The sequence below is a fragment of the uncultured Ferrovibrio sp. genome, assembly GCF_937960835.1.
GTDB lineage: Bacteria > Pseudomonadota > Alphaproteobacteria > Ferrovibrionales > Ferrovibrionaceae > Ferrovibrio.
Genome location: NZ_CALGPC010000007.1, coordinates 25,973 through 52,118 on the forward strand (window position 1 = coordinate 25,973; position 26,146 = coordinate 52,118).

Below are 26,146 nucleotides of genomic sequence, written 5' to 3' on the forward strand. Positions count from 1 at the left end.
GCTGCCGTTTCAAAAAAGGATGGGTTTAGTCGGGCCGAACCTGACCGTTACCGTGCACGAGATACTTGAAGGTCGTCAACTGCTCGACGCCGACCGGTCCGCGGGCATGCATCTTGCCGGTGGCAATGCCGATCTCCGCCCCCATGCCGAACTCGCCGCCATCGGCAAACTGCGTGGAGGCGTTATGCAGCAGGATGGCGCTGTCCAGCCGGTTCATGAAGGTGGCAGCATGGCCGGTATCCCCGGTGAGAATCGCTTCGGTGTGATGCGAGCCATAGGTGGAGATATGCCGGATGGCATCATCCAGGCCATCGACCACCTTGGCGGCGATGATGGCATCGAGATACTCGGTCGCCCAATCCTCTTCGGTGGCGGGCTTCACGCGGGCGTCGGCTGCCTGCACCTCGGCATCGCCGCGCACTTCGCAGCCTTTGTCCAGCAGGGCTTTCACGAGCCGGGGCAGCAGGGTTTTGGCAGCGCTGCGTTCCACCAGCAATGTCTCGGCCGCTCCGCAGACGCCGGTGCGCCGCAGCTTGGCATTCACCACCACGCGCTCGGCCATGTCGGGATCGGCGCTTTCCTCGACATAGATATGGCAGTTGCCTTCGAGATGCGCGAAGACCGGCACGCGGCTTTCCGACTGCACGCGCGCCACCAGCGACTTGCCGCCGCGGGGCACGATGACATCCAGCCATTGCGGCGAGGTCAGCATGGCGCCGACCATGGCGCGGTCGGTGGTGGGCACAAGCTGGATCGCCGCTTCCGGCAATTTGGCGCTCTTCAATCCTTCCACCAGGCAGGCATGGATGGCGCGGCTGGACCTAAAGCTTTCAGAGCCGCCGCGCAAAATGCAGGCATTGCCCGCCTTCAGGCAGAGCCCACCGGCATCGGCGGTGACATTGGGGCGGCTTTCGAAGATCACGCCGATCACGCCGAGCGGCGTGCGCACGCGCTGAATCTTCAAACCATTCGGCCGCGTCCATTCGGCGATCACGCCGCCGACCGGATCGGGCAGGGCGGCGATCTCTTCCAGACCTTGCGCGATCCCGGCAATCCGTTTGCTGTTCAGCATCAAACGATCCAGCAGGGCCGCGCTCAGGCCCTTCTGCCTGCCAGCTGCCATATCTTCAGCGTTGGCAGCAAGAATCTCTGCCTCGCGCGTTTGCAAGGCCTGAGCGGCGGCGCGCAGCGCGGCGTTCTTCTGTCCAGTCGAGGCGGTGGCCAGAATGGCGGCGGCGGCTTTCGCGTCGCGGCCCATCTGATCCATCAGGGCGGCAATGGAAGCGGTCGTGTCGGAGATCGTCGCATGCGCGGTCATCGGTATCGTCCTTAACGCAGAACCAGATCGTCGCGGTGGATCATCTCGTCACGGCCACCGTAGCCGAGAATCTCCGCGATGTCGCCGGATTTATGGCCTTTGATGCGGCGCGCATCTTCATCGGCATAGGCGCTTAAGCCCACCGCGATCTCGATGCCCTCGGGATCGAGCACGCGCACCAAATCGCCGCGCTGGAAGCGGCCTTCGACATCGGTCACGCCAGCGGGCAGCAGCGAGCGGCCCTGCTTCAGCGCCTTCACCGCGCCGGCATCGACGGTGATCGAGCCCTGCGGGTTGAGATGGCCGGCGATCCATTGCTTGCGCGCCGCGCTTGGCGTTCCTTCCGCCAGGAACCAGCTGCAGCGTCCGCCATCGCGGATCGATTTTACCGGATGCATCACCTTGCCGTTGGCGATCACCATGGCGCAGCCCGCACCCACTGCGATCTTGGCCGCGAGAATCTTGGTGATCATGCCGCCGCGGCCAAGGCCGGAGCGCGACACGCCGGCCATCGCTTCGATTTCGGGCGTAATCTGCTCGATCACAGGGAAGAATTTGGCATTGGGATCGAGGCCGGGATCGGCCGAATAAAGGCCGTCGATATCGGACAGCAGCACCAGGCAGTCGGCCGAGATCATCTGCGCGACGCGGGCCGCCAGGCGGTCGTTGTCGCCGAAGCGGATTTCCGCCGTCGCCACCGTGTCGTTCTCGTTGATCACGGGAACGACGCCGAGCTTGAGGAGCGTGTGCACGGTTTCGCGAGCGTTGAGGTAATGCCGCCGCGATTCCGTATCGCCCAAGGTAAGCAGGATCTGCGCGGTCTTCAGATCATGCCGCGCCAGCGCTTCCTGCCAGGCCGCCGACAGACGGATCTGCCCGGCCGCCGCCGCCGCCTGGCTTTCATCCAGACGCAGGGTTTTGCCCGGCAGGCCGAGAATGCGGCGGCCAAGCGCAATCGCGCCGGAGGAAACCACCAGCACGTCCTTGCCCTCTTCACGCAGGGCAGCGATGTCATCGACCAGCGCATTCAGCCATGCGGCCCGCAGGGTGCCCTTCTCGCTGTCGACCAGCAGGGACGAGCCGACCTTGACGACAACGCGTTTTGCTTTCTTCAAAGCATCAGTCATAGCGAACTCGATACAAAAACAGCCGTCATGCCACGGCCAGGCGGTGGCATGACGTCAGGGGAGTAGAGCGCCGATCACGCATTTTCCGCCTCCGCCTTCTCCGCGGCGCGCGCTTCGGCGATCACCTCGTAGAGCTTGGCGACGACTTCATCCACGCCCGCGCCGGAGACGCCGGACAGCGCAAAGACCGGCCGTTTGGCCGAGCGCCTGAGCTTGGTCAGCTTTTCCTTCACTTCCTCTTCGCTCAGGGCGTCGATCTTGTTGAGGCCGATGATCTCGGGCTTCTTGTCCAGCCCGGCGCCGTAGGCCTTCAGTTCCTTGCGGATGAGTTTCCAGTTGGCGACCGGATCTTCCGCCGTGCCGTCCAGCAGATGCAGGATGACGGCGCAGCGCTCGACATGGCCTAGAAAGCGATGGCCAAGACCAGCGCCGTCCGCCGCGCCTTCGATCAGGCCGGGCAGGTCGGCCAGCACGAATTCGCGGTCATTGGTTTTCACCACGCCAAGCTGGGGCTTCAGCGTGGTGAAGGGATAATCGGCGATCTTGGGCTTGGCGCGGGAAACGCGCGACAGGAAGGTTGACTTGCCGGCATTGGGCAGGCCGACCAGACCGGCATCGGCGATCAGCTTGAGCCGCAGCCAGATCCACTTCTCCTCACCGGGCCAGCCGGGATCGGCGCGGCGCGGCGCCCGGTTGGTGGAAGACTTGTAATGCTCGTTGCCGAAGCCGCCATCGCCGCCCTTGGCCAGCAGCACGCGCTGGCCCACTTCCGTCAGATCGGCGATCAGCGTTTCGTTGTCCTCGGCGAAGATCTGCGTACCCTTGGGCACTTTCAGCACCACGTCGGGCGCATTGGCCCCGGACCGCTGGCGGCCCATGCCATGGCCGCCGCGGGCGGCGCGGAAATGCTGCTGATAGCGGTAGTCGATCAGCGTGTTCAGGCCGTCGACGCATTCGGCCCAGACGTCGCCGCCCTTGCCGCCATTGCCGCCGTCTGGTCCGCCGAACTCGATGAACTTTTCGCGGCGGAAGCTGACGGCGCCGGCGCCGCCATGCCCGCTTTCGATATAGACCTTGGCCTGATCGAGGAATTTCATTGTGCTGCTGCTATGTCGTCAAAACGAAAAAGGGGAATGGCCTGCGCCATTCCCCTTGATCGATTTGCTATGCTCTCGGGAAAGGCGCGTGAGATCACGCCTCCGGCGGCAGCACCGACACGAAAGTACGGCCATTCTTGCCGTCATGGAACTTCACCTTGCCGTCCACGAGGGCGAACAGGGTGTGATCCTTGCCGATGCCGACATTCTTGCCCGGATGCATCTTGGTGCCGCGCTGGCGGACCAGGATGTTGCCGGCGACGACGGCTTCCGAACCGAACTTCTTGACGCCGAGGCGTTTGGACTCGGAGTCGCGGCCGTTGCGCGAGGAGCCGCCAGCTTTTTTGTGTGCCATGGAACTGTCTCCTTAAACTCTATGCGCCGATCAGGCGGCGATCTCGAGGATCTTCACCGCCGTGTACTGCTGGCGATGACCGTTCTTGCGGCGCGAATTCTGCCGGCGGCGCTTCTTGAAGACGATCAGCTTCGGACCGCGGGTGCGGCCGATCACCTCGGCCTTCACCTTGGCGGCGCCAACCGCCTTGCCGGCCTTCAGATCGGCACCCTTGCCGACGGCCAGAACCTGATCGAATTCGATCTTGTCACCGGCCTCACCGGCCAACAGCTCGACCTCGAGCACGTCGCCCGCCGCCACCTTGTACTGCTTACCGCCGGTCTTGATCACTGCGAACATATTGGTTTTCCATAAGAAAATGGCAGCGCCAGCCTTCCGGCGCCACCCGAATTCCGAGGTCGCGCACTATAACTGCCGCTAAGGGGCTGTCAACCCCGGATTCTGGCCCGTCTGCGGGCCTATATGGCGCCGCCTTTGCCGCCGCCATTCCCAGGCGGGCTGGGCCTCGCCGGCCCAGAAGCCGCGGCCGCCGATCTGAGCCTCCCGTTCGGCATCCTCATAGTCGCGGGCATAGTCGGTATAGGCCCAGGCCAGGCCGGCGCGGACCATCTCCCGGTTCAGCTCGATCCGGCCGGCCCAGCAGATCGCAACGATGCGGCCATAGCGGTCGCGGTCCTTTTCCCGGCAGCGGACCTGGCGGTTGCCGATCAGGCGGCGCAGATAGGCCGCCGCCTCCTGCCCGCACAGCCAGTCGACGCCGTTTTTCCTGCAAATCTGGTCTTTTTCCGGAGCGTCGATGCCATAGAAGCGATAGGTGACCGTACCGATCTGCAGCGTGTCGCCGTCCACAACCTTGACCGGGCCGGCGGCCATGGCCGGGGCGGCCAGAAAGAGCAGGAAGAGGTGCCAGAGAATCGGATGCCACCGCATTCTGCCTGCATAGCATACAATAATATGTGCACGCTTCGGGGTGAGGAGATCGCGCCGCCCGCCCGGGCAGGGCCGGGCATAAAACCGTCCTTAACCGGGCGGAGCAAATCTGCTATCCGGGCCCGCATGCCTGTGTCGCAGCGCCGCCGCCTGCTGGTGATCTACAACCCGGCCGCGGGATCCGGCCGGCTGAACCCGCGCAGGCGCGCCCGGCTGCAAGCCTGGCTCGATTTATTGAAAGACGCCGGCTGTGCGGCTGAGTTCCGCCCGACCACCCGGCGCGGCGATGCGGAACGCTTTGCCGCCGAGGCGCTTGCTGCGCGCTACGATGCCGTGGTCGCGGCCGGCGGCGACGGCACCATCGGCGAAATCGCCAACGGCCTGCCCGAGGATGCGGCCCCGCTTGGCATCCTTCCTCTGGGCACTGCCAATGTGCTGGCGCTGGAAATCGGATTGCCGCTTGGTCCTTCTGCCGCGACGCAGGCCTTGCTGCATGGACCGGTGGCGCGGATCTGGCCCGGCTATGTGAATGACCGCCTGTTCACCATCATGGCCGGGATCGGCTTCGATGCCCATGTCGTCGCGGCCCTGTCGCCGCGACAAAAATTCTGGCTCGGCAAGGGCGCCTATGTGATTGAAACCCTGCGGCAGTTCATCCGCTATGACGGGCCGGGATTCCGGCTGGCGATCGATGGCGTGGATTACGCTTGTGCTTCGGCCGTCATCGCCAAGGGGCATTTCTATGGCGGCAAATTCGTCTGCGCGCCGCATGCGCGACTGAACGATCCCGCCTTTGAGGTCTGCCTGTTCAGGAAAAGCGGGCGCGCCGGCGTCCTGCGCGCGGCGGCGGCGCTGATGCTGGGGCGGTTGCACAGATTGCCGGAGATCGAACTGGTGCGCGGCCATCGCATCGACATTTTCGGCCCAAAGACGGAGCCCGTGCAGGCCGATGGTGATATCGTGACCTACCTGCCGGCAAAAGTGAGGATCGGCGCGCGGGCGATAAAGTTGATCGTGCCGCCTGGCAGCGCATTGGCGCAGCCCATGGCTGCAAGCGCCGGCGAAGCCGTCGCCTAGGCCAGATCGAATTCGCCGCCACGCACCAAGGCGGCGGTCTCGCGCACCATCTGCCGCAGGCGTTCAAGACCGTCTTCCGGTGCGCCATTGCCGATGGCCATGAAGACGCTTTCGACGCCGCTGCAAAAATGCCGCGGCGCCAGAGTGAACCCGTCGGCCTGGGCGACGGCATTCTTCTCGTTCAGCAGATATTCGCCGTTCAACGCGAACAGCACCTGGCAGAGGCAGGATACGCAGCGGAAGACGCAGCCGGAAAGATAACAGAGATCGCCGCGATGCAGGCTCTTTTCGGCATTGCTCAGGGCGAATTCGGCTTCCCATTGGAAGGCCTGCGGCAAAGCCTCACGCAGTGCATCGGGATAGGGCGTTGTCAGCCGCTTCAGGGCGGCGAAGGCATTGGTCGGATCCCACAGCGCACGGCCATGAGCGACTCCGCCCATATAGATGGCGGAGACGAAGCCATGCGGATGGCCGGGCTGGTAATGCGTGGTGACGCGGCCCATGCAGCAATCGTCGATCACCATGCGCACCTTGTAGAGATCGCGATACAGAAGATCGACGCGCTGGCCATCGACCGTCAGCCAGCCGCCGCCGTTGATCCAGGGTCCCCAGCCGGCGATGGGCGTCAGCGATGCGTCTTCATCCAGAGCGGAAACGGCCGCTTGCAGCGCAGCCAGGTCAAAGACATGGCGGGGATCGTAATAGAGGCCGATGTCGTAATCGGATTCCGTCGATGCTACGCCGCGCGCGCGTAAGCCGCCGAGCGTGATGACGTCGATGCCCGGGATCGGAGAGAGCGCATCAACGATGCGCCGCAGAAGGATGTCCTGACCATTGCTGCGCATCGCCGCTCAATCGCGGCTACTCCGCCGGCACGAGGGCAGCGGCGCGCTTGTAGCGGGCGCGCGCCCCGCGCTCGATGGCGGCGGCATGCAGACGTTCCACGCCGATCTCATGGCGCAGCATTTCCAGCCAGCGCAATTCTTCCTGCCGGCCGTGGCCGTCGACCGCGACGATATCGCAGGCCAGCGCATAGGCCGTCTCGCGCCAATCCGGCGGCAGCGCTTCCTTGACGAGGCCGAGCGCGGCATCGATGCCGTCTTCCTCATCCAGCAATGCAACGCAGTCGCCGGTCGCGACGCGCATGGCATCGAGTGAATAGTCCTGGAAGATCGGCAGATGACGCACTGCCACTTCGATTGCGGCCACTTCCGATTCCTTCAATTTTCCATCCGCCACGGCAGCGATCACCATGGCATAGATCAAGGCGTTGTGCGGTGTGATGGTAGACATGATCCGGCTGCTGATTGAGGTGGAGTTCTGCCGACTATGAGAGCATGTCGGAGCGACTGCAAGTGCAGAAAAATTCATCATCCGCCGCCGCCATAGGCCACATTTTTGCCATCACAACAGGCTTTCCTTTTTCACTTGGGCAAAGCAAGCTTGGGGATCATGCGCGCCGTTGTTCGCTACGTGATCCTGCCCGGTCTCGGCACCTTGCTCTTCGCGGTTGCCGTCGTGGCCGCAGCGATCGTGTGGGGAAGCGCGCCGCCACCGCCGCCATTAACCGCTGTCAACGAGCTGGTTGCGCAGCAGAATATTACCGCCTTGCCTGAACGGCGGTTCATCCGCGCCCGTGACGGAACTGCTTTGGCCTATCGCGCTTATTCCGGTGCGATCGCGCGGGCTGTTATTCTCGTGCATGGATCGACGGCGCAGGCGGAAAGCATGCATGCGTTGGCGCGGGCGCTGCACGCCATGCCTGATCCGCCCAGTGTCTTTGCCATCGACATCCGCGGCCATGGCCAGAGCGGACGGCGCGGCGATATCGATTATGTCGGCCAGCTCGAAGACGACTTGGAGGATTTCCTGGCGGCGCAATCCACCACGCATCCGGCGGCGCAATGGACATTGATCGGCTTTTCATCCGGTGGCGGCTTCACGCTGCGGATTGCCGGATCGCATCTGTCGGAGAAATTCCGCCGCTACATCCTGCTGGCGCCGATGCTGCATCACGACGCGCCGACCTATCGTCCGCAAGGCGGCGGCTGGGCGACGGCGTACATTCCGCGCCTGATCGGTTTGTCCGTGCTCGACAAGCTCGGCTTGCCCTGGTTTCAGGATTTGCCGGTGCTGGCTTTCGCGCGTGAGGATGCCGAGGGTCAGCCTTATGCCTATTCCTACCGGCTATGGCGCAATTTCAAGGCGCATGAAGACTACGCCGCCGACTTCCGCAAGATGCCGGTGCCGCCTGTGGTGCTGGTCGGCGCAAATGACGAGCTCTTCGTCGCCGAGGCCTTTCCGCCCTTGATCAAGGAGATCCGCTCCGATGCGCAGATCACGGTTCTGCCGGGGCTTGGGCATATGGACATGATCTTTGCCGACGCGGCGCATCAGGCGGTCGTCACCGCGCTCGAGCAGCAATAATCAGGCAGCATTGATCTAGGCCTGCTGGGCTGCGCCGCTGTCCAGCCGCATCTGCGCGAGGAAGCTGCGCGTCTCGGCGACGGCTTCGGCGATGCCGACACGCCGCACATCCACGCTGGCCGGAAAAGCCGAAAGCAGGCGTGACGGCAGCTGCGCATCGAGTACGACGAACACACCGTAATCATCCGCCCGGCGCAGCAGACGGCCATAAGCCTGTTTCAGTTTCAGGCGCGTCAGCAGATCGTCATAGGCCTGACCGCCGAAGGCAGCCCGGCGCGCCTTGTGCAGCAGATCCGGCCGCGGCCAGGGCACGCGGTCGAAAACCACCAGCCGCAAGGACGCGCCCGGCACGTCGACGCCGTCACGCATCGCATCGGTTCCAAGCAGGCAGGCATGTTCCTCGCTGCGGAAGATGTCAACAAGCGTCGCATTGTCCAGCGGATCGACATGCTGGGCGAATAACGGCAGGCCCGCGTCCGCCAGCGGCTTGAGAATGCGCTTCTGCACCGCCCGCAGACGGAAGATCGCCGTGAACAGCCCCAGCCCGCCGCCGCCTGCAGCCAGAAACAGCTCGCGATAGGCGGCTGCCACCTGATCCATGGCATCGCGGCGCACATCGGTGACCACCAGCACACGGGTACGTCCGGCATAATCGAAGGGCGAGGGGAAAGCGGCGCGGCGCGCCGGCTGCGGCAGATGGCGCGCGCCCGTACGTATTTCGGCGCTGACCCAGGCCTGTTCCGGCGCCGCATCGGCCTTGGCCGGTGCAAGGTCGCGCAAGGTGGCCGAGGTGATCGCCACGCCATGGGCCGGCTTCAGCACGGCGGCGGCAAAAGGCAGCATCGGATCGAGATGATGGCGGTACAGGCCGAGATCGAAATCGCGGCCATCGATGCGTTCCAGCGCAAACCAATCCACAAAGCTCGGCGGCGTTTCCGTCTCAAGATCGAGCAGCATGCTGCGCCAGGCTTCCAGGGTCAGCTTGCGACGCAGCAGGCCGCGCAGCGCGCCTTCCATGCGGGCGCGCGTTGCTGTGTCCAGTTCGGCCGTTTCATCCGCCAGCATGTCGGACAGGCATTTCACCAGCCTGTTCATCGGCTCAAGAATGCGCATCATGGCGGCGGCAAAGCCATGCGCTGTATCGACAAGACCGTCCACCGGTTCCTTGGTGGGGCATTCAAGGCCATATGGACTATCGGGCTGCGGCGCGCGGGCGAGGATCTGCTGGCGCACCTTGGCGAGGAACTTCTCGCCGCTATTGGCCGGCACGCCATCACTCAGACGGCCCAGCCAGCCATCGGCGGGCAGGGCGCGCGCGGCTTCGACGATTTCTTCCAGCGCGACGCGGCCTTTTTCGTTTTCGACGACCAGATCGCCGATGCGGTTGGCCAGTCCTCGCGCGCGGCTGCGCCGGCCGCCTTCCGGACCGCGCAGCCAGCGGCGCAGCTCGACGCTTTCCTGGCCGGTCAGATGCGCGGCAAAGGCGCTGTCGGCGGCGTCGAAGAGATGATGGCCTTCATCGAAGACGTAGCGCAGCGGCTTCTGGCTGTCGTCTTCGCCCAACGCAGCCTGGATCATCACCAGCGCATGATTGGCGATCACCATCTCCGCCTTGCGCGATTTGCGCACGGCGCGCTCGATGAAGCATTTTCGATAATGCGGACAGCCGGCATGAATGCATTCGCCGCGCTGGTCGGTCAGTCCCAGCGTGCGGTTGCGGCCATGCAGGTCGACCGCCCAGGCGGGAAAGTCGCCGCCGGCCAGATCTCCGTCCCGCGTTGCACCGGCCCAGCGCGCAATCAGCGCCAGCGGAACCATGTCCTGCGGCCGCGCCGCGCCGCCCTGCAGCGCGTCTTCAAGATTAAGCAGGCAGAGATAATTCTCGCGACCCTTGCGGATGACAACTTTCGCGGCCTTCTCGGCGGGATCGGGGAACAGCCGATCGAGTTCGCGGTCCAGCTGCCGCTGCAGATTCTTCGTATAGGTCGACAGCCACACCGTGCCGCCATTCTTCTCGGCCCAGACGCTGGCCGGGGCGATATAGCCCAGCGTCTTGCCGATGCCGGTGCCGGCTTCGGTCAGAACGATTTCCGGCATGCCGATCATCTCGCGCGGCGCGAAGGCCTGCGCCGTGGTGGCGGCATAGTCGGCCTGGGCATCGCGCATCTCGGCCGCCCCGCCTTCGCCTCTTTGGCCCAGCAGGCGCGCCAGACGCTCGCGCGCCTCCATCGGCGTCACCGATTGCGTATCGGGCGGCGGCGGCGGCGCGTAATCGACCCAATCGGGCAATTCCTGCCAGATGTCGAAGCCGCCGAAACCGCCTGCCGGTGCGGCCGCCTGTTCCGGACCGAGCGCGGCGAGAATATAGGGCGCCCAGGGCCAGCCGGCTTTTTGCAGCGACTGCGCAAGCCTCGCAACGCGGCGCAGGCTGCGTGGCGATTGCCGCGGCAGTTCCTGCAGCAAGGTCAGCGCAGCTTCGCGAAGATACTGGACTGCTTCCTCGTCGTCGGCGGCGTCGAGGCCGATGCGTTGCAGCAGACCGTGCGGCGTCGGCAGGCAGAATTTTGCCGGCCGCACGAAGGCGAAAAGATCGAGCAAATCGAAAGCAGCAAAATTCGGCTCCACGCCCAGCCGCGCCGCCGTGGCCTTGGCATGCACCAGCAGCGGCGGTGTCGCGCGGGTACGTCTTGCTGCTGCATCCGGCGACAGCTTCTCGACAGCACCCGGGGCATCAGAATCCGCCCACCAGGCCACGCCGCCGCCAGCCACCAGGGCCGGCAGCCGCGCAAGAAGAGAGGAGAGGGGCGGGACGCTCATCGATCTGCCCTGGTTACACGATCCAGCCGCGCCGTTACAGGATGCAGCATGGAATTCGTCACGCGGCATGCCGCGTTCTGCGAACCACCTGGTTTCTCCCAGAAGGGAGACGCGCTTGCCGACTGACTGTTATGCGCTGATTACGGCGCAGATTACTGGTCTGCGCCGTTACTGCCGCGCCCAGACGATCCGCGCCATCCAGGCCAGCTCATGCACGTCGAAGCTGCGATCCGGATGCGCGGGGTTGAAAGACGTCAGTTCGACGCGGGTCAGCGTGCGGCGGGCCAGGATCTTGCACATCACTTCGCCCTGCACGGTCTTGGCGATCACGCGGTCGCCGCGCCGGATGCTGGCGGCAGGCGACACGATCACCACATCGCCGTCGCGATAGACCGGCAGCATGCTGTCGCCGCTGATCTCCAGCGCATAAGCCTGCGGATCGTCCATCTCGGGAAACGGCAGTTTTTCCCAGCCCTCGCCGGTCGGAAAGCCGGCATCGTCGAAATAGCCGGCCGCGCCCGCCTGTGCCAAGCCGATCAGCGGAATGCGCGCAATCGGCCGCGATGCGCCGTTGCTGACGAGGAAGCTCATGAATTCCTCGACGCTGGCTCCGGTCGCCTCGATCACCTTGGAGATCGATTCCGTCGACGGCCAGCGCTGCTTGCCGTCGCGCGAGACGCGTTTGCTGCGGTTGAAGGTCGTGGGATCGAGGCCGGCCTTGCGAGCCAAGCCGGATGCGGTGAGGCCGTAACGTTCGGCTAGGCCGTCGATCGCGGCCCAAATCGCCTTATGGGTAAGCATGGGAACATCGTCTTACAAATCGGCCGATTTGGCTACAGGAATATTCTCAATATGCGGGTTTGGCTAAGGAACTCAATGGGACTATATATCTATATATAGCTTATTTATTCTATTTGTTCTCGTTGCCTTATGGGACATTTGTAGAACAAATGGCTCCAGAATCGGCTTTCTCGCCCTTTATACCGCCCCTTCAAGCGCTCAAGGTGCTGGCCTGGAGCATACGCGGCAGATCGAGCCGACCGGGCGGTGGCAGCCTTTGTCAAAAAAAACCAGCTTGCCAGACTGCGGTGGCGGGGAAAGCCCGCCTTGTCAGCATCATGCCCATATGTACAGCCCGCAAGGCTGGCCGGATCGGTGCCGATCTCTCATGCATCACCTGGAAATCCGCAGTTTTATGACTGGTCCAGAAATGCTGATCCGGGCGCGCGCCTGCGCGGGCTCCGCCGGTGCACCGTCACGGTTCCGGTTTTTTTCAGCTGCCGCGCCGGCTGATGCCGCCGCTGCCTTTTTCCTGCATCGGGACGGTTGCATGGCTGATCAGCCTGCATAGCAGCGAATAAGAACTTATTAGGAAATTCTTCTTTGTATGCGGAAAATATCCCTTGACAATACCCCCTGTATGTTCCGAACATAGACCCTGTGGGAACGAAGCGCGGCCATGCGCAGGCGGTGACTCGGGCGCCAGAGCCTGCGCCGGGAGAAGCCAAGAGCCTCATCCGCAAGCGATCGAGTCTTTGGGCTTTGCGACCACAGATTGTCGAGCCCGAAAGGAAGGAGACACGCCATGACTGGAACGATGACCTTCGACTTGATGTGGTGGCTCAGCGCCGTCGAACTGCCGGCTTTGGCGGGCTTGCTCTGGCTCACGCAGAGCCAGCGCGATCGCCTGGAGCAGACGATCGCGCAAATGCAAAGCGAGCATCGCGCGGCGATTGCGGCAACGCGGGCGGCCTTGGCCGACTACAGGCTTGAAGTGGCGCAGAACTATGCGTCGCTCAGCCATATGAAAGATGCGGAGACCCGCCTGACCGAGCACCTGCTGCGGGTCGAAGCCAAACTCGATCAAGGCGTGCCGTCCTCGCCGCTGGCCTGGAGCGCGCGATGATCTCGTCAGCTCTGCCGGCGCGCGCCGCCGGTTACATTGATCAGGCTTTCCCGCTGGATGTCTGGCGCGCGGGGGCGATGCGCGCGGCGACGCTGAACAAGATCGTCGCGCTGCCCGTTATCTCTTTGATCGAGGCGATTGAGAATATCTTAGACGCGCTCTTCACATCGGCGCTCTTCACATCGAAGGAGGAGCGTCTTCAGGCGCAGGCCGTGCGGAAAAGCTGCGCCAGCGTCCGAACGAGCTTCAGGTCGAACTGACACTCGTCGAGGCTTTGCATCGCTCGGTCTTTGTCGCCCGATGGCGTCCGGCCGCCGGCTGGATCTGTGCGCTGGGTGTCGGCTGGACCTCATCTCGGCCATCCGCTTTTTTGAATGGGCCGCTGCGCCTTGGGCGGACCGGACGAGGTGACGCTCAACCGGGCTTCGGCTATACCTGCGCCATGACCTTCCCCCCAACCACCATCTACCGCATCGTCGCCAGGTCCGATTGGAAGGCGGCCCAGGCCGCCGGTGCCTTTGCTGGCACGGCGCATGATATCCGCGATGGTTTCATCCACTTTTCCACGGCCGCCCAGGCAGCGGAAACGGCGGCCAAGCATTATGCGGGCTTGGCCGACCTGCTGCTGCTTTATGTTGATGCGGCCAGGCTCACCGCGCCGCTGAAATGGGAAGTCTCGCGCAACAACGATCTCTTCCCGCATCTTTACGGCGCTCTTCCCGTCGATGCCGTCTATCGTGTGACCGATTTGCCGCTGGGCGCGGATGGCCGTCATGTCTTTCCGGACGACATGCCATGACGGATGCTTTTCTTGGCGATCCGCTCTGGGCCAGGCCGGTTTTGTCCTACACGCTGGCCAGCTTTGCATCGGACGGCTTTCAGCAGCAGGTGGCCAGGATTCTGTCCAGGATCGCTGAGATTGCAGGCGGGCCGGATCACCTGCATCTGCCGCCACTGCCCACGTTGCATGCCTCGCTTTATGGCATTGCTCCGGTGCGCTCAAACTTCGACAAGGAAGCCTATTGGCAGGCGCACGGCCCGCGCGCTTTGGCCGAGCTTGTTGAATTCTGCGCCGGGCAGCGTGCCTTTGCACTTCGTTTGCGCAGGCTGCGGGCAACGCCCACGGCGGTGATCGCCGTGGCCGAACCGGAGGAGGCCGTCTGGGCGTTGCGCCGCCGCATGGCGGAAGCCTTGCCGCCGCCGCCCGGCGGCGCCGTGCGCTATGATCTGATCCACGTCACCTTAGCCCGTTACGCGCAGCCGGAAAAACTGCCGGCCGATTTCGCTATGCGGATCGCGGCCTGCACCATCGACCTGAGCTTTCCTATCGAAACGATCGTTGTCATGCATGAAACCGTTTATCCGTCGCTTGCTTACGACACGGTTGCCGCGCAGTCCCTGATGACGGCGGAGTTCGTGTCATGAGCCTTTATCGCAGCCTTGTCTGGCCTTTCATCCGCCATGTGGATGCCGAAAAAGCCCATCGGCTGACCCTGACGCTGCTCAAGTCCGGATTGACCCCATTTTTGCGACATATCGACGATCCGGTGCTGGCGACCCGGCTCTTCGGTAAAAGGATCGGCAATCCGGTCGGCCTTGCAGCCGGTTTCGACAAGAACGCCGAAGTGCCGGATGCGATGCTGCGGCTTGGCTTCGGCTTTGTCGAAGTCGGCGGCGTGACGCCGCGGCCACAGCCCGGCAATCCGCAGCCGCGCCTTTTCCGCCTGGAGGAAGATCGCGCGGTGATCAACCGCATGGGCTTCAACAATGAAGGCCTGGCCATCATGGCGCGTCGGCTGGAGCAGCGGCGCGGCAGCCCGTCTGCCCCGCAGGGTTTGGTCGGCGTCAATCTCGGCGTCAACAAGGACAGCACAGACCGGCCAGGTGATTATGCCGCATCGTATGAAAAGCTGGCGCCGCTGGTCGATTTCGCGGTCGTCAACGTCTCCTCGCCGAATACGCCGGGCCTGCGCAATCTGCAGGGCCGCGAGGAATTGTCGGCGCTGCTGACGCGGATTCAGCCGCTGCATCGCCAGCTCAAAACGCCGCTGCTGGTCAAAATCGGGCCCGATCTGGCCGATGAGGATATCGACGCCATCGCGCAGCTTGCCTTGAACTTCGAACTGGATGGCATCGTGGCGACCAACACCACCATCGCCCGCCCGGCGAGCCTGCGCAGCGGCAATTCCAAGCAAACGGGCGGGCTGTCCGGTGCCCCGTTATTCGAACGCTCCACCGAAGTCCTGCGCCAGCTTTACCGGCAGGTCGGTGGCAAGATGACCCTGATCGGTGTGGGCGGCATCTCCTCGGGCGCCCAGGCTTATGCCAAGATCCGCGCCGGCGCCAATGCCGTGCAGCTTTATTCCGCGCTGGTCTATGAGGGCCCGGGTCTGGTCGCGCGGATCAAGTCCGAACTTGCTGCGCTGTTGAAGAAAGACGGCTTCAGCAGCATTGCCGACGCGGTTGGCGCCGATCATCGGTGACTCTCACCGGCCGGTGAGAAAATGCAAGATGAAAAAAGCGCGGCGTCTTTTCCAACGCCGCGCTTTGCAGGACAGAAAGGATGGATCGCCTACGCCGCCTTGATGGGATTGCGCAGCAGGCCGACCTTGCTGATCTCGACCTCGACCACGTCGCCATCCTTCATGTAGACCGGCGGGTTGCGCTTGGTGCCGACGCCGCCCGGCGTGCCGGTGGCGATCACGTCGCCGGGCTTCAGCGGCATCCAGGTGGTGATGTAGCGGATGATCTTGCGCACGTTGAAGGTCATCAGGTCGGTGCCGGACTTCTGCATCACCTGGCCGTTCAGGCGGGTCTCCAGCATCAGGTCCTGCGGATCGGGGATCTCGTCCGCCGTCACCATCCACGGGCCGAAGCTGCCGGTGGCGACGAAATTCTTGCCGGGAGCGAACTGGCTGGTATGGGTCTGCCAGTCGCGCACCGAGCCGTCCATGTAGCAGCTATAGCCGGCGATGATGTCCAGCGCCTTGTCCTCGGACAGCTTATAGCCTTCCTTGCCGATGATGACGGCCAGCTCGCCTTCGTAATCCAGCTTGTCGGATTCGGCGGGCTTGATCACCGGCTGGCCATGGGCGACCTGGCTTTCCGGCCAGCGCGGGAAGATGGTCGGATGGCCCGGCGGCTCGCGGCCCATTTCGCGGCGATGCTCATCGTAGTTGACGCCGACGCAGACGATCTTGCCGGGATTCGGCACCACCGGCAGCAGGGTCGTGCCTTCAAAAGGCACATCCGCGGCAGCGCCCTTTGCGGCGGCTTCGACTTCCGCCAGGGCGCCGGCCTTGAGCACGCTCACCAGATCGGGATATTTGGAGCCCAGCTTGGCGCCGACATCCACGATGCCGTCGTTATTGGGGCCAACCACCACGCCATACGAGCTCTTGCCATTGCGGACGAAGCTCACCACTTTCATCGGAACGCTCCCTTGCCGGATTGGGAAATAGTTTGGGGGGCAAACAATACGCTTGGCTTTGCCGCTTGATCAAGTGGCGTCGCACAAGCGCTGCTGCATTCGCGTCCTTATATTAATTGTCCCGCCTCCCGACCACTACGCCCGACCAGCTCCGAACCGCCATGGCCAGCTTGAAAAATTCTCTCGCGCAGTCGTTTTTGCCTCGACTCTGGCCAGCCGACCGCCCCGATCTGCGGCTGCGAGTCGTCATCGCCATGGTTTTCCTGGTGGCCGCTAAGCTGGTCAATGTTGCGGTGCCATATCTGTTCAAGCGCGCCGTCGATCTGCTGGAAAGCGGCGTCTCAGCGGGCCAGCTTGCCGTCGGCGCGATCTTGGCGCTGGTGCTGGCCTACGGCGTTGCGCGTGTCGGCGCCCAGGCCTTCGGCGAACTGCGCGATGCCGTCTTTGCGAAAGTGGCCCAGGCGGCGATCCGCGATCTGGCGCTGCAGGTCTTCAATCATCTGCATGCGCTGTCGCTGCGCTTCCATCTTGAGCGCCAGACCGGCGGTCTCAGCCGCGTCATCGAACGCGGCACCAAGGGAATCCAGTTCGTCCTGCAGTTCATGACCTTCAACATCCTGCCGACCATCGTCGAGATCGGCCTGGTCGGCGGCATTCTGTGGTGGCTTTACGGCTGGATCTTCGCCGCCATCACCGTGGTCACCATCGGCGGCTATATCGTCTACACGCTGCTGATCACCGAATGGCGGACCAAATACCGCCGGCAGATGAACGACGAGGACCAGCGCGCCAATACGCGCGCCATCGACAGCCTGCTGAATTACGAGACGGTGAAGTATTTCACCAACGAGGCTCATGAGGCGCGCCGCTACGACGAGGCGCTGGAACGCTACGAAAAGGCCGCGGTGAAAAGCCAGACGACGCTGGCCATGCTCAATCTCGGCCAGGGCGCCATCATCGCGGTCGGCCTGATCGGCGTGATGAGCTTCGCCGTGCTTGGCGTGCGCGACGGCACCATGACGCTGGGCGATGTGGTGATGGTCAACGCCTATCTGATCCAGCTTTATTTGCCGCTCAACTTTCTCGGTTTCGCCTATCGCGAGATCAAGCAGGGCCTGATCGACATGGAGCAGATGTTCAAGCTGCTCGACGTGCCGCAGGAGGTGCAGGACAAGCCGAATGCTCCGGCCTTGCAGATCATGCAGGGCGAGATTGTCTTCGAGGATGTGCGCTTCGCCTACGACCCGCGCCGCGAAATCCTCAAAGGCGTCAGTTTCCGTATCCCGCCCGGCGCCAAGGTGGCGGTGGTCGGCGCTTCGGGTGCCGGCAAGTCGACCCTGTCGCGGCTGCTCTATCGCTTCTACGACATCACCGGCGGCAGCATTCGCATCGATGGTCAGGATATCCGCGATGTGACGCAGCTCAGCGTACGCAAGGCCATCGGCATCGTGCCGCAGGATACCGTGCTGTTCAACGACACAATCCTCTACAACATCCGCTACGGCCGGGTGGAGGCAAGCGATGCCGAAGTGGCCGAAGCGGCCCGGCTCGCGCAGCTCGATCAGCTTATCAGCCGCCTGCCCGATGGCATGCAGACCATGGTAGGCGAACGCGGCCTGAAGCTTTCGGGCGGCGAGAAGCAGCGCGTTGCCATTGCCCGCGCCCTTTTGAAGCAGCCCAAGATCATGGTCTTCGACGAGGCCACCTCGGCACTGGATACGCATACCGAGCGCGAGATCCAGGCCGCTTTGGAGCGCGCAGCAGAAGGCTGCACGACGCTCGTCATCGCGCATCGCCTCTCCACCGTGGTGGATGCCGACGAGATCATTGTGCTGGACGATGGCCGCATCGCCGAACGCGGCCGCCATCATGCCCTGCTGGCGCAGAACGGCCTCTATGCAGCCTTGTGGCAGAAGCAGCAGGAAGCCCGCGAAGCCGGCGAGGAGATCGCCTCCGAACGCCCCAACGCAGCGCCCGTATCCCGCCCGGCAACGAAGGCGGAAGTGGCGGAGTGAAGCATTGCGGAGCGAGGTATCAATACATCACCCGCAGGCTTGACCCGCGGGTCCTGCGCAGGCGGCCAGAAATCCCTGGGTCAAAGCCAGGGCATGACGGATTGCGGCGATGGCAGCGCGGCTGCGGAATGCGGCCTTCCGCCAGCCAGAACCTTTACCTCCGCCCCTTTATATAACCGCTGGCAATCACTAGATTAGCCCGTCATCCCGTTCACAGGCTGGGGCAATATGGACACGATCCGTTCCGTTCTGGTGCCGATTCACCAGGAAGGCTACAAGTTCATCGCGATCTTCGCGGCGGCGACGCTGATTCTCTTCTTCATCGCCGAGCCGCTTGGCTGGGCGGGCGTGGTGCTGACCTTGTGGTGCGCCTATTTCTTCCGCGATCCGCCGCGCGTCACCCCGGTGCGCGAGGGGCTTTTGATTTCGCCGGCCGATGGCGTCGTGCAGATGATCGAGCGTGCGGTGCCGCCGGAAGAGCTCGGCATGGGCCTCGATCCGCGCCAGCGCATCTCGATCTTCATGAATGTCTTCGACGTGCATGTGAACCGCAGCCCGGTTGACGGTGTTGTCACGGCGACGGCCTATCGTCCGGGCAGCTTCGTTAATGCAGCCCTGGACAAGGCCAGCGTCGATAACGAGCGTCAGGCGCTGAAGATCAAGCTGAAGAACGGCAAGGAGATCGCCGTCGTCCAGATCGCCGGCCTGGTGGCTCGCCGCATCCTGTGCAATGTGCGCGAAGGCCAGGAACTGAAGGCGGGCCAGCGTTTCGGCATGATCCGCTTCGGCAGCCGCGTCGACATCTATCTCGATGACGGCATGGTGCCGCTGGTGATCGTCGGCCAGCGTGCGGTGGCCGGCGAAACGGTGGTCGCCGAGGACAACAGCGACGAACAGCCTCGCGTCGGCGAGGTCCGTTAAGACGGCGTCAACGCCGGGTGTGTTAGGAGGCTTAAAGGGTTCATGCGACAGGAGGAGCGGATGCCGCTGAAGCTCATCGTCCCGCCGAAGCGGGTGGGTAAGCTGCCGCTGAACACGCTTGCCCCGAATATCCTGACCATCGTCGCGCTCTGTTCGGGTCTGACCGCGATCCGCTTTGCCCTGGTCGGGCAGTGGAAATTCGCCATCGGCGCGATTGCGGTCGCCGCCCTGTTCGACATGCTGGATGGCCGCGTGGCGCGGCTGCTCAAAGGCGCGTCGAAATTCGGCGCAGAACTCGACTCGCTGTCTGACTTCCTGTGTTTCGGCGTCGCGCCGGCGATCATCCTGTATTTCTGGAGCCTGCATGAGCTTGGCAGCGGCAATACCGGCTGGCTGGTCGTGCTGGCCTTCTCCGTCTGTACGGCGTTGCGTCTGGCGCGCTTCAACACGGCGCTGGACGATCCCGACAAGCCGCAATGGACCGGCAGCTTCTTCACCGGCGTTCCGGCGCCGGCTGGCGCTGGCCTGGCGCTGGTCTTCCTGATCCTCAGCCAGGAAATCGACAGCGACGTCTTCCGCTCGCCAGCGCTGAATGCACTGTGGCTGCTGCTGATCGGCGGCCTGATGATCAGCCGCGTGCCGACATTTTCGTTCAAGCGCGTCCGCGTCGGCCGCGAATATGTCGGCCTCATCCTGCTGGCCACGGGCCTCTTGGTTGCCGGGCTGCTGAACCAGCCCTGGTATACTTTGGGCGCCATGCTGCTGGCTTATCTGATCTCGATTCCGTTTTCGGTCCGCGCCCATGAGCGCCTGCGCCGCGGCGACAGCGCCAAGGCCGCGGAGCCCGAGGCTGCCGTTCCTTCGACGGCATCCCACGATAAGCCGGACGAGCCGCGTACCCTTCTGCATTAAGCTGCTCTATCTTCCTTCGCGATGGACCGTCTTCGCGAAATGGAGATTTTTGCCGCCGTGGCGATTGCCGGCAGCCTGTCGGCGGCGGCGCGCCGGCTCAACCTCTCCATTGCTGTGGTCAGCAAGCAGCTATCGCAGCTTGAACGCCGCCTCGGCGCACGGCTGGTTAATCGCACCACGCGCAAACTGACGCTTACCGAGGAAGGCCTGACCTTTCTTGAGCGCTGCCGCGAGATCTTAAACAGCGTCGCCGATGCCGAGCAGGCCGTGTCGGGCCGCGATGGCGTGCTGACCGGCACGATCCGCATCAGCGCGCCAGTGGCCTTCGGCCGCAAGCGGCTGGCGCCGCTGATCGCCAGCTTCGCGGCCAGGCATCCGCGCGTGCGTCTTCATCTGCATCTCAACGACAGCATCGTCGATCTGCTGACCGAGAATATCGACGTCGCCTTCCGCTTCGGCGACCTGCCGGAATCGAGTCTTGTGACGCGGCGGCTGGTGGCGGCACAGCGTGTGATCTGCGCCGCGCCGTCATATCTGAAGGTGCGCGGCATACCGCAGGCCTTAAGCGATCTCGCCCATCACGACTGCATCGCCGTCTGCGCGGGCCAGGGCCCGGGCGTTCAGATCTGGCGCTTCACCAGTCCCGAGGGTGAGCAAAGCCTGCGCATCGATGGCCGACTGGCGGCCAATAACGGCGAGGTCGCGCATGCCTGGGCGCTGGCGGGACTGGGACTGGCGCAGAAATCGGTCTGGGATGTGGCAGAAGATATTGCCGCCGGCCGGCTGCAGGTCGTGCTGCCGCAATACCGCCGCGAGGAAAGCCTGCATGCGGTCTTTCCGCCGGGTCGCCAGATTCCGCGGCGCATCCGTGCCTTCGTCGATTACGTCGCCGCGGAATTGCAGGCGCTGGAACGCAAGCTGCCCGACCCCATGAAGAAACCAGGTTCCATGAAGCCGGGCAGCGCGCGCAGGCGTTCACTCAGCCGTCGCTGAAGCAGCCAGCGAGGCCGACCGCCGGCGGTCGGCAGCCAGCCCCAAAGCGGCGGCGCCAAGCCCGATCAAGGCCATCGCCGCGCCGCCGAGTGCCGTGGAGGCGATTCCGAAGCCGCCATCGATCAGCGCGCCGCCCAGCCAGGCGCCCAGCGCATTGCCCAGATTGAAAGCGCCGATATTCAAGGTCGCCGCCAGCGCCGCCGCATCGCCCGCCTTGTCCAGCACGCGGGTCTGCAGGCCCGGCGCGGTGGCGAAGCCGAAGATGCCGACCAGGGTTACCAGGATGAGGGTCGGGACCAGCTGTGCGGCGAAGAGATACTGCGCCAGCAGCACGACGATCAGGATCGCCAGGATGCCCATCAGGCCCGGGATCAGGCTGCGATCCGCGATCTTGCCGCCCAGCATGTTGCCGATGGTTACGCCGATTCCGAACAAGAGAAGGGCCAGCGTCACCATCGTCTGAGTCGAACGTGTGACTTCCAGCAATAGCGGCGCGACATAGGTGAAGGCTGCAAACACGCCGCCAAAGCCGAAAACGGTGGTGGTCAGCGCCAGCAGAACGGACGGCTTCATCGCGCCCCGCAACTCGCCCAGGAAGCTTGTTTCCTGATGGCGCGCGATGCGCGGCACGAGCACTGCAATCGCGGTCATCGCAATCACGCCAAGGCCCGTCACCGCCCAGAAGGTCGAGCGCCAGCCAAAGGCATCGCCCAGCACCTTGCCGAACGGCACGCCGACGATGGTGGCGATGGTTATGCCGCTGAACATCAGGGCCACGGCGCCGGCGCGCCGGTCGGGCGGCACCAGGCCGGCCGCCACCACCGATCCGACGCCGAAGAAACTGCCATGGGCAAAGCTGGTCACCACGCGCGCCGTCATCAGCAGCTCGTATGACGGCGCAGTCGCGCAGAGCAGATTGCCGATGGTGAACAGGCCCATGAGGCCCAGCAGCAGGGTCTTGCGCGGGATGCGGCCGGTAATCGCCGCCAGCAGCGGCGCGCCCACCGCCACGCCCAGGGCATAGCCGGTGACCAAAAGACCGGCCTGCGGGACGGATACGGAAAAATCCTCGCTGAGCTGCGGCAGCAGGCCCATGATCACGAATTCTGTGGTGCCGATGCCGAAGGCGCTGATCGCCAGCGCAGCTATGGCAAAGGAAGGCGGTAGTCGTCGCATGATGATGATCTCCAAGTCTGGGTTGTTTTTTAGGGGATGATTTTGCGCTGGCGCAGATCGGCGAAGATGCCGAGAAACATCGCCTCGGTATCGACGAAGTCATGCAAGCCGAAGCGGCGCGCCTTGCTGCCATCGGCGAGGAAGTCGTATTCCCAAGAGAAGACGAAATCGCCGAAGCGCCAGGCAGCGAGATCCTCATATGGGATCGGCGCCAGACCATGCTTCTGCACCATCGCCTGCCAGAGCGGCGCCTTGTCGGCCATCACCGTTTCAAGCGGTATCGGCAGCGGCGGTGCAACATCGAGATCGAAGAAGCGCGCGATCTTCGGCCACAGGTCGTTCCAGCGGAACAGATCCCCATTGGCGATATTGAAGGCCTGGTTGGCGCAGCGCGGCTCGGTTGCGGCCCAGATCGTGGCGCGTGCCAGCAGGCCGGCATCGGTCACTTCCATCAGCGTGTTGTAAGCGCCGGGCTTGCCGGGAAAGCGCAAGGGCAGGCCAAGCTCCTTCGAGATCGCGGCATAGACCGCGATCACCATCGCAAGGTTCATCGGATTGCCCAGAGCAAAGCCGCAGACCACCGATGGCCTGATCGCCGACCAGGTCCAGGACTTGTTGCGCTGACGCGCCTCCAGGAAGCGCTGCTGATCCATGTTGAAGTCCGGCGGCATATGCCGGCCGGCATCCTCTTCGCGCGCCGGCGTCTTGAAGGGGCCAAGATGCGCGCCATAGACCTTGTAGCCCTGCATGAGGCTGACATGCCGCAGGTTGCGCGCAGCAGGCTCAATGGCATCGATCACGTTGACCAGCATGGCGAGATTGGGGGCGACCAGCTCGGCCCAGCCTGGCCGGTCCTGATAGGCGGCATAGAAGACATGCGTCACGTTGCGCAGTCCGCCGAGCTGGTCGCGGCTGTCCTCAGGATCGAGCAGATCGACGGCGATATGGCGCAAACGGCCGTTGGCCGCGCCGCCGCGCCGGGAAAGCCCGATCACCTCCCAATCTTCCAGGCGCGCCAGATGCGCCGCCAGATTGCGGCCGATCACACCCTGGGCACCGACGATGAGGGCAACTTTTTTATCCGTAGACATGAATGGCTCCGACATGGAGCCATCACTTTGGGCAGGCCTGGCGCCGCGGGTAGTCGGCGCGCGCGCGAATCAGTTTTTCCATTTTGTGAAAAATCGCCGCGGGCAATTACAGCGCGGCGAGCAATTCGGCGGTGGTGACGATGGTTGCGTATTCGCCGGCGAGATTGGCAAGCGACAGCGCATGCATGTCATCGGCCTTCATCACCCGGCCATCCAGCAATAGCTTGTCTACCGCCCAGGTAGCATCGGCGGCGACGTAAGTGTCGAAACCGAGATTGCCGGCCATGCGCGCGGTGGTCTCGACCGAATTGTGCACCAGCACGCCGCAGATCACCACCGTCGTCTGCCCGGCGTCGCGCAGACGCTTCTCCAGGTCCGTGCCGATGAAGGCGCTGTTGGTGTGCTTGCCGATCACGGTCTCGCCCGGCAGCGGCATCGCTTCCGCCTTGAAGTCGTGAGTGGGCTCGCCGGGGCGATAGGCGGAACTGGGCTCGGTCGAGTCATGCCGGATGTGATAAATCGGCCGGCCGCTCGACCGCCATCCCTGGATCAGGGCTGCGATGTTGCGCTCGCCATCCGGGTTGTTGCGCGGGCCCCAATAGGGCGCGTCGATGGCCCGCTGGACATCGATCACCAGCAGGGCGGCATGGCGGGGCAGGGGCGTCATGGTCAACGACTGCGGCGTTAAATGGCTGCGGCGTCAATGGCTGCGGCGTTTCTGTTCTTCCAGCTTGGCCTTCAGCTTGGCGGCAAAATCGCCGCCATCCTTGCGCTGTGCCAGAAAAAGCTCGATCGCGAGCTGGGCGCGCTCCTGGTCCGTGGTCGGCGGGCCCTTCTTGGCGATCTTCTCCGCCAGACGCAGCAGCCGGGGGTCCAGCTTGGCCCGTATCGTCTTGATCTGCTGGGCCAATTGGGTGCGCAGCCGCAGCTTTTCGGCTTCCGTCTTGGCCGGCCCGTGATAGCGCCGCTCGGGCTTCGGCGCGGGCGCAGGCTTGCCGAAGAGCCGGCTTAACAGGCCGGGTTTGGCGGCAGGCTTGGGGGCGGGTTTGGCCAAGACGGCCTCCTTAAACGGGCAATGGATGATTCGGGGATACCAGCGATGGAAAAATAAGGGCTTGTCAAGGCTTTGTCACACTACTACATGTGAAATATGAGCTTGTTCGTCCCCCCCGTGACGGTTCTGCCCCAGGCCCAGGCCAATCCGGCCCAGGGGCTGGCGCAGCAGAGCCAAGCCCCCAACGCAGCCCAGGCGGCTGCGGCGGTGACGGCTATTCCGGTGCGGGCCGACAGCCGCATGGCCACCACCGCCTCGGGCCAGTCGAGCGATTCTGACCGCGCCAAGAAGGACAAGGGCAAGAACAGCGATTCCGAGGCCAATGCGGCGGAAACGAAAACCGCGCATTACCGGCCGCGCGGCATGGGCCGGAATACCGATCTCAGCGTCTGATCCGATCTTAGCGTCTGATTAAGGACGCTTGCGCTTTCCCATTAACCAAACATTGCATCGAGCCGGGCCACGCCACGGTCACCGCTGGCTTGCTGTTTCGCCGCTATTGTCCGCCTGCAGCAGGCAGGAGAGGGCCGTGACGCCAGGACATCCGCTTTTCGACAAACCGGGGCTGCGGACCCCAGGCATGCCGGCCATGGTGCTGGGAGCGCAGGTTTTCTTCCTCCGGGACGTGCAGCCCCTGGTGCTGCAGGCCTGCCGCCATCATGGCGTCAGCCTGGATCTGCTGGCGCGCCGCTTGGGCATGTCGCGCGCGGCGCTGACGCTGATCCTGCGCGGCCATGATCCGGTGCCGCGCACGCTTCTGCTGGCGATTGATGCTTTCGTGGCCGACACGCCCGCGCCAGCCGGCTTCTGATTTTGGTCCTGGACGAACCGTCTTTGGCCTCTTGAAACCGCCACCGGTTTTGCCAAATTTCTGGTGCCGGTCCGGGCAGGGGCCCGGCACTGGAGACGGTGCATAGCGATAGGGTGAAAGGAGGCATCGCCGTGAGCCGCTTGGAAACCAGGGGATATGGCGCGAAGACATTCTTTGCCCGCGATGTGCAGCCGCTGGTGCTGCAGGCCTGCCGCCAGCATGGGATCAGCTTCGAAGACTATGCCGCCAAGCTCGGCATGAACCGCGCCGCGCTGGTGCTGATCCTCAAAGGGCATGATCCCGTGCCCCGGCATGTGCTGGACAGCATCCGCAGTTTCGTCGAATCGTCGCAACCGGCCACGGCTGCCTAAGGGCAGGCGCGCAGGTAAGGCGGAAATCCGGCTTTCCCGCCTCAGATTTTATTAACCATCCTCCCCCACTCTCGCTCCCATCATGAGCGATTCGTTTGAGGGGGAGAAAGATATGCCGGCCCGGATACGGCACCTGCGCGCTATTTTGGCTTCGATCAATGAGCAGTTGCAGCAGAACGACTTGCGTCCCGATGCGCGCGCCTATCTCGAGCGCACGGCCGAGGCCTGCCGTGTCGCGATCCGCGATCTCGCCAGGCAGCTTTAGCGGTTAACGTTGCCCCTTGTCCGAAAGGGCGGGTCGGAAAAATCGGCCCGACA

At 63.9% G+C, this 26,146-nt stretch carries 30 protein-coding genes; 15 read left to right on the forward strand and 15 right to left on the reverse strand.

All coding sequences use genetic code 11. The annotated features are described in order from the left end of the window. Positions 1-25: 25 nt before the first annotated feature. The 6 genes from Q0603_RS07680 to Q0603_RS07705 all read right to left on the reverse strand — a co-directional run bounded on the left by Q0603_RS07680 (position 26) and on the right by Q0603_RS07705 (position 4,827). Complete coding sequence (locus tag Q0603_RS07680) at positions 26-1,318, reverse strand: glutamate-5-semialdehyde dehydrogenase (RefSeq protein WP_298724276.1); 1,293 nt, start codon at positions 1,316-1,318, stop codon at positions 26-28. An 11-nt stretch (positions 1,319-1,329) separates the two neighbouring features. After that, a complete protein-coding gene (proB, locus tag Q0603_RS07685; RefSeq protein WP_298724278.1) occupies positions 1,330-2,445 on the reverse strand; it encodes a glutamate 5-kinase in 1,116 nt (371 codons plus the stop codon). A gap of 74 nt (positions 2,446-2,519) precedes the next feature. Beyond that, entirely contained in the window at positions 2,520-3,542 is a 1,023-nt protein-coding gene (gene obgE / locus Q0603_RS07690; RefSeq protein ID WP_298724279.1) for a GTPase ObgE, read from the reverse strand. 94 nt (positions 3,543-3,636) lie between these two features. Then, positions 3,637-3,897, reverse strand: coding sequence for a 50S ribosomal protein L27 (rpmA, locus tag Q0603_RS07695; RefSeq protein ID WP_298724281.1), 261 nt, complete (start codon positions 3,895-3,897; stop codon positions 3,637-3,639). A gap of 30 nt (positions 3,898-3,927) precedes the next feature. Then, the gene (gene rplU / locus Q0603_RS07700; protein ID WP_298724283.1) at positions 3,928-4,236 is read right to left on the reverse strand and encodes a 50S ribosomal protein L21; all 309 of its coding nucleotides are present in this window, start codon (positions 4,234-4,236) and stop codon (positions 3,928-3,930) included. 78 nt (positions 4,237-4,314) lie between these two features. Continuing rightward, on the reverse strand, positions 4,315-4,827 hold the full coding sequence (locus tag Q0603_RS07705) for a thermonuclease family protein (protein WP_298724285.1): 513 nt from the start codon (positions 4,825-4,827) through the stop codon (positions 4,315-4,317). A gap of 126 nt (positions 4,828-4,953) precedes the next feature. On the opposite strand from Q0603_RS07705, the gene Q0603_RS07710 reads away from it, so the two are divergent. Further along, positions 4,954-5,904: a diacylglycerol kinase family protein gene (locus tag Q0603_RS07710; RefSeq protein ID WP_298724287.1), complete on the forward strand. Its 951-nt coding sequence runs from the start codon at positions 4,954-4,956 to the stop codon at positions 5,902-5,904. Here the strand turns inward: Q0603_RS07710 and Q0603_RS07715 are convergent. Beyond that, positions 5,901-6,749 carry a hypothetical protein gene (locus tag Q0603_RS07715; protein ID WP_298724289.1) on the reverse strand — a complete coding sequence of 283 codons (849 nt, stop codon included), beginning with the start codon at positions 6,747-6,749 and terminating at the stop codon, positions 5,901-5,903. The genes Q0603_RS07710 and Q0603_RS07715 overlap by 4 nt on opposite strands. 16 nt (positions 6,750-6,765) lie before the next feature. Continuing rightward, on the reverse strand, positions 6,766-7,197 hold the full coding sequence (locus tag Q0603_RS07720) for a tellurite resistance TerB family protein (RefSeq protein WP_298724291.1): 432 nt from the start codon (positions 7,195-7,197) through the stop codon (positions 6,766-6,768). 159 nt (positions 7,198-7,356) lie between these two features. Here Q0603_RS07720 and Q0603_RS07725 point away from each other — a divergent pair, with 159 nt between their 5' ends. Continuing rightward, the gene (locus Q0603_RS07725; RefSeq protein ID WP_298724293.1) at positions 7,357-8,331 is read left to right on the forward strand and encodes an alpha/beta fold hydrolase; all 975 of its coding nucleotides are present in this window, start codon (positions 7,357-7,359) and stop codon (positions 8,329-8,331) included. Between the two features lie 15 nt (positions 8,332-8,346). Here the strand turns inward: Q0603_RS07725 and Q0603_RS07730 are convergent, their stop codons facing one another. Together Q0603_RS07730 and Q0603_RS07735 are read right to left on the reverse strand one after the other, a co-directional pair. Next, positions 8,347-11,148 carry an ATP-dependent DNA helicase gene (locus Q0603_RS07730; protein ID WP_298724294.1) on the reverse strand — a complete coding sequence of 934 codons (2,802 nt, stop codon included), beginning with the start codon at positions 11,146-11,148 and terminating at the stop codon, positions 8,347-8,349. 168 nt (positions 11,149-11,316) lie between these two features. Next, positions 11,317-11,949 carry a helix-turn-helix transcriptional regulator gene (locus tag Q0603_RS07735; RefSeq protein ID WP_298724295.1) on the reverse strand — a complete coding sequence of 211 codons (633 nt, stop codon included), beginning with the start codon at positions 11,947-11,949 and terminating at the stop codon, positions 11,317-11,319. Between the two features lie 784 nt (positions 11,950-12,733). Between Q0603_RS07735 and Q0603_RS07740 the strand changes: the two genes are divergently transcribed. From Q0603_RS07740 to Q0603_RS07760, 5 genes are all read left to right on the forward strand, one after another. Next, positions 12,734-13,054, forward strand: a complete 321-nt coding sequence (locus Q0603_RS07740) for a hypothetical protein (protein WP_298724297.1) — start codon at positions 12,734-12,736, stop codon at positions 13,052-13,054. Next, on the forward strand, positions 13,051-13,314 hold the full coding sequence (locus Q0603_RS07745; RefSeq protein WP_298724299.1) for a hypothetical protein: 264 nt from the start codon (positions 13,051-13,053) through the stop codon (positions 13,312-13,314). The genes Q0603_RS07740 and Q0603_RS07745 overlap by 4 nt, the downstream gene beginning before the upstream one ends. Positions 13,315-13,496: 182 nt before the next feature. Next, positions 13,497-13,853: a DUF952 domain-containing protein gene (locus Q0603_RS07750; protein ID WP_298724301.1), complete on the forward strand. Its 357-nt coding sequence runs from the start codon at positions 13,497-13,499 to the stop codon at positions 13,851-13,853. Then, positions 13,850-14,479 (forward strand): 2'-5' RNA ligase family protein, encoded by a 630-nt coding sequence (locus Q0603_RS07755; protein ID WP_298724302.1) that lies wholly within the window; start codon positions 13,850-13,852, stop codon positions 14,477-14,479. The genes Q0603_RS07750 and Q0603_RS07755 overlap by 4 nt, the downstream gene beginning before the upstream one ends. Further along, on the forward strand, positions 14,476-15,537 hold the full coding sequence (locus Q0603_RS07760) for a quinone-dependent dihydroorotate dehydrogenase (RefSeq protein WP_298724303.1): 1,062 nt from the start codon (positions 14,476-14,478) through the stop codon (positions 15,535-15,537). Before Q0603_RS07755 ends, Q0603_RS07760 begins: the two co-directional genes overlap by 4 nt. A gap of 89 nt (positions 15,538-15,626) precedes the next feature. Here the strand turns inward: Q0603_RS07760 and Q0603_RS07765 are convergent, their stop codons facing one another. Next, positions 15,627-16,484 (reverse strand): fumarylacetoacetate hydrolase family protein, encoded by an 858-nt coding sequence (locus Q0603_RS07765; protein ID WP_298724305.1) that lies wholly within the window; start codon positions 16,482-16,484, stop codon positions 15,627-15,629. Between the two features lie 161 nt (positions 16,485-16,645). Between Q0603_RS07765 and Q0603_RS07770 the strand changes: the two genes are divergently transcribed. The 4 genes from Q0603_RS07770 (at position 16,646) to Q0603_RS07785 (ending at position 21,325) form a co-directional block, all read left to right on the forward strand. Then, positions 16,646-18,499, forward strand: coding sequence for an ABC transporter ATP-binding protein/permease (locus Q0603_RS07770; protein ID WP_298724307.1), 1,854 nt, complete (start codon positions 16,646-16,648; stop codon positions 18,497-18,499). Positions 18,500-18,727: 228 nt separating this feature from the next. Then, positions 18,728-19,420, forward strand: coding sequence for a phosphatidylserine decarboxylase (locus Q0603_RS07775; protein ID WP_298724309.1), 693 nt, complete (start codon positions 18,728-18,730; stop codon positions 19,418-19,420). Positions 19,421-19,480: 60 nt separating this feature from the next. Next, on the forward strand, positions 19,481-20,332 hold the full coding sequence (gene pssA / locus Q0603_RS07780) for a CDP-diacylglycerol--serine O-phosphatidyltransferase (protein ID WP_298724311.1): 852 nt from the start codon (positions 19,481-19,483) through the stop codon (positions 20,330-20,332). 21 nt (positions 20,333-20,353) lie between these two features. Further along, a complete protein-coding gene (locus Q0603_RS07785; protein WP_298724313.1) occupies positions 20,354-21,325 on the forward strand; it encodes a LysR family transcriptional regulator in 972 nt (323 codons plus the stop codon). Here Q0603_RS07785 and Q0603_RS07790 read toward each other — a convergent pair. The 4 genes from Q0603_RS07790 to Q0603_RS07805 all read right to left on the reverse strand — a co-directional run bounded on the left by Q0603_RS07790 (position 21,308) and on the right by Q0603_RS07805 (position 24,646). Then, a complete protein-coding gene (locus tag Q0603_RS07790) occupies positions 21,308-22,501 on the reverse strand; it encodes an MFS transporter (RefSeq protein ID WP_298724315.1) in 1,194 nt (397 codons plus the stop codon). The two genes, Q0603_RS07785 and Q0603_RS07790, sit on opposite strands and share 18 nt — an antisense overlap. A gap of 29 nt (positions 22,502-22,530) precedes the next feature. After that, positions 22,531-23,592, reverse strand: coding sequence for an SDR family oxidoreductase (locus Q0603_RS07795; RefSeq protein ID WP_298724318.1), 1,062 nt, complete (start codon positions 23,590-23,592; stop codon positions 22,531-22,533). A 106-nt stretch (positions 23,593-23,698) separates the two neighbouring features. Further along, on the reverse strand, positions 23,699-24,259 hold the full coding sequence (locus tag Q0603_RS07800) for a cysteine hydrolase family protein (RefSeq protein ID WP_298724320.1): 561 nt from the start codon (positions 24,257-24,259) through the stop codon (positions 23,699-23,701). Positions 24,260-24,292: 33 nt separating this feature from the next. Beyond that, positions 24,293-24,646 carry a hypothetical protein gene (locus Q0603_RS07805; RefSeq protein ID WP_298724322.1) on the reverse strand — a complete coding sequence of 118 codons (354 nt, stop codon included), beginning with the start codon at positions 24,644-24,646 and terminating at the stop codon, positions 24,293-24,295. 96 nt (positions 24,647-24,742) lie between these two features. Here Q0603_RS07805 and Q0603_RS07810 point away from each other — a divergent pair, with 96 nt between their 5' ends. The 4 genes from Q0603_RS07810 (at position 24,743) to Q0603_RS07825 (ending at position 26,093) form a co-directional block, all read left to right on the forward strand. After that, positions 24,743-25,039 carry a hypothetical protein gene (locus Q0603_RS07810; protein WP_298724324.1) on the forward strand — a complete coding sequence of 99 codons (297 nt, stop codon included), beginning with the start codon at positions 24,743-24,745 and terminating at the stop codon, positions 25,037-25,039. Positions 25,040-25,175: 136 nt separating this feature from the next. Then, positions 25,176-25,457 (forward strand): hypothetical protein, encoded by a 282-nt coding sequence (locus Q0603_RS07815; RefSeq protein WP_298724326.1) that lies wholly within the window; start codon positions 25,176-25,178, stop codon positions 25,455-25,457. A gap of 131 nt (positions 25,458-25,588) precedes the next feature. After that, a complete protein-coding gene (locus Q0603_RS07820) occupies positions 25,589-25,828 on the forward strand; it encodes a hypothetical protein (protein ID WP_298724328.1) in 240 nt (79 codons plus the stop codon). 112 nt (positions 25,829-25,940) lie between these two features. Beyond that, positions 25,941-26,093 (forward strand): hypothetical protein, encoded by a 153-nt coding sequence (locus Q0603_RS07825; protein WP_298724330.1) that lies wholly within the window; start codon positions 25,941-25,943, stop codon positions 26,091-26,093. The last annotated feature ends 53 nt before the right edge of the window (positions 26,094-26,146 follow it).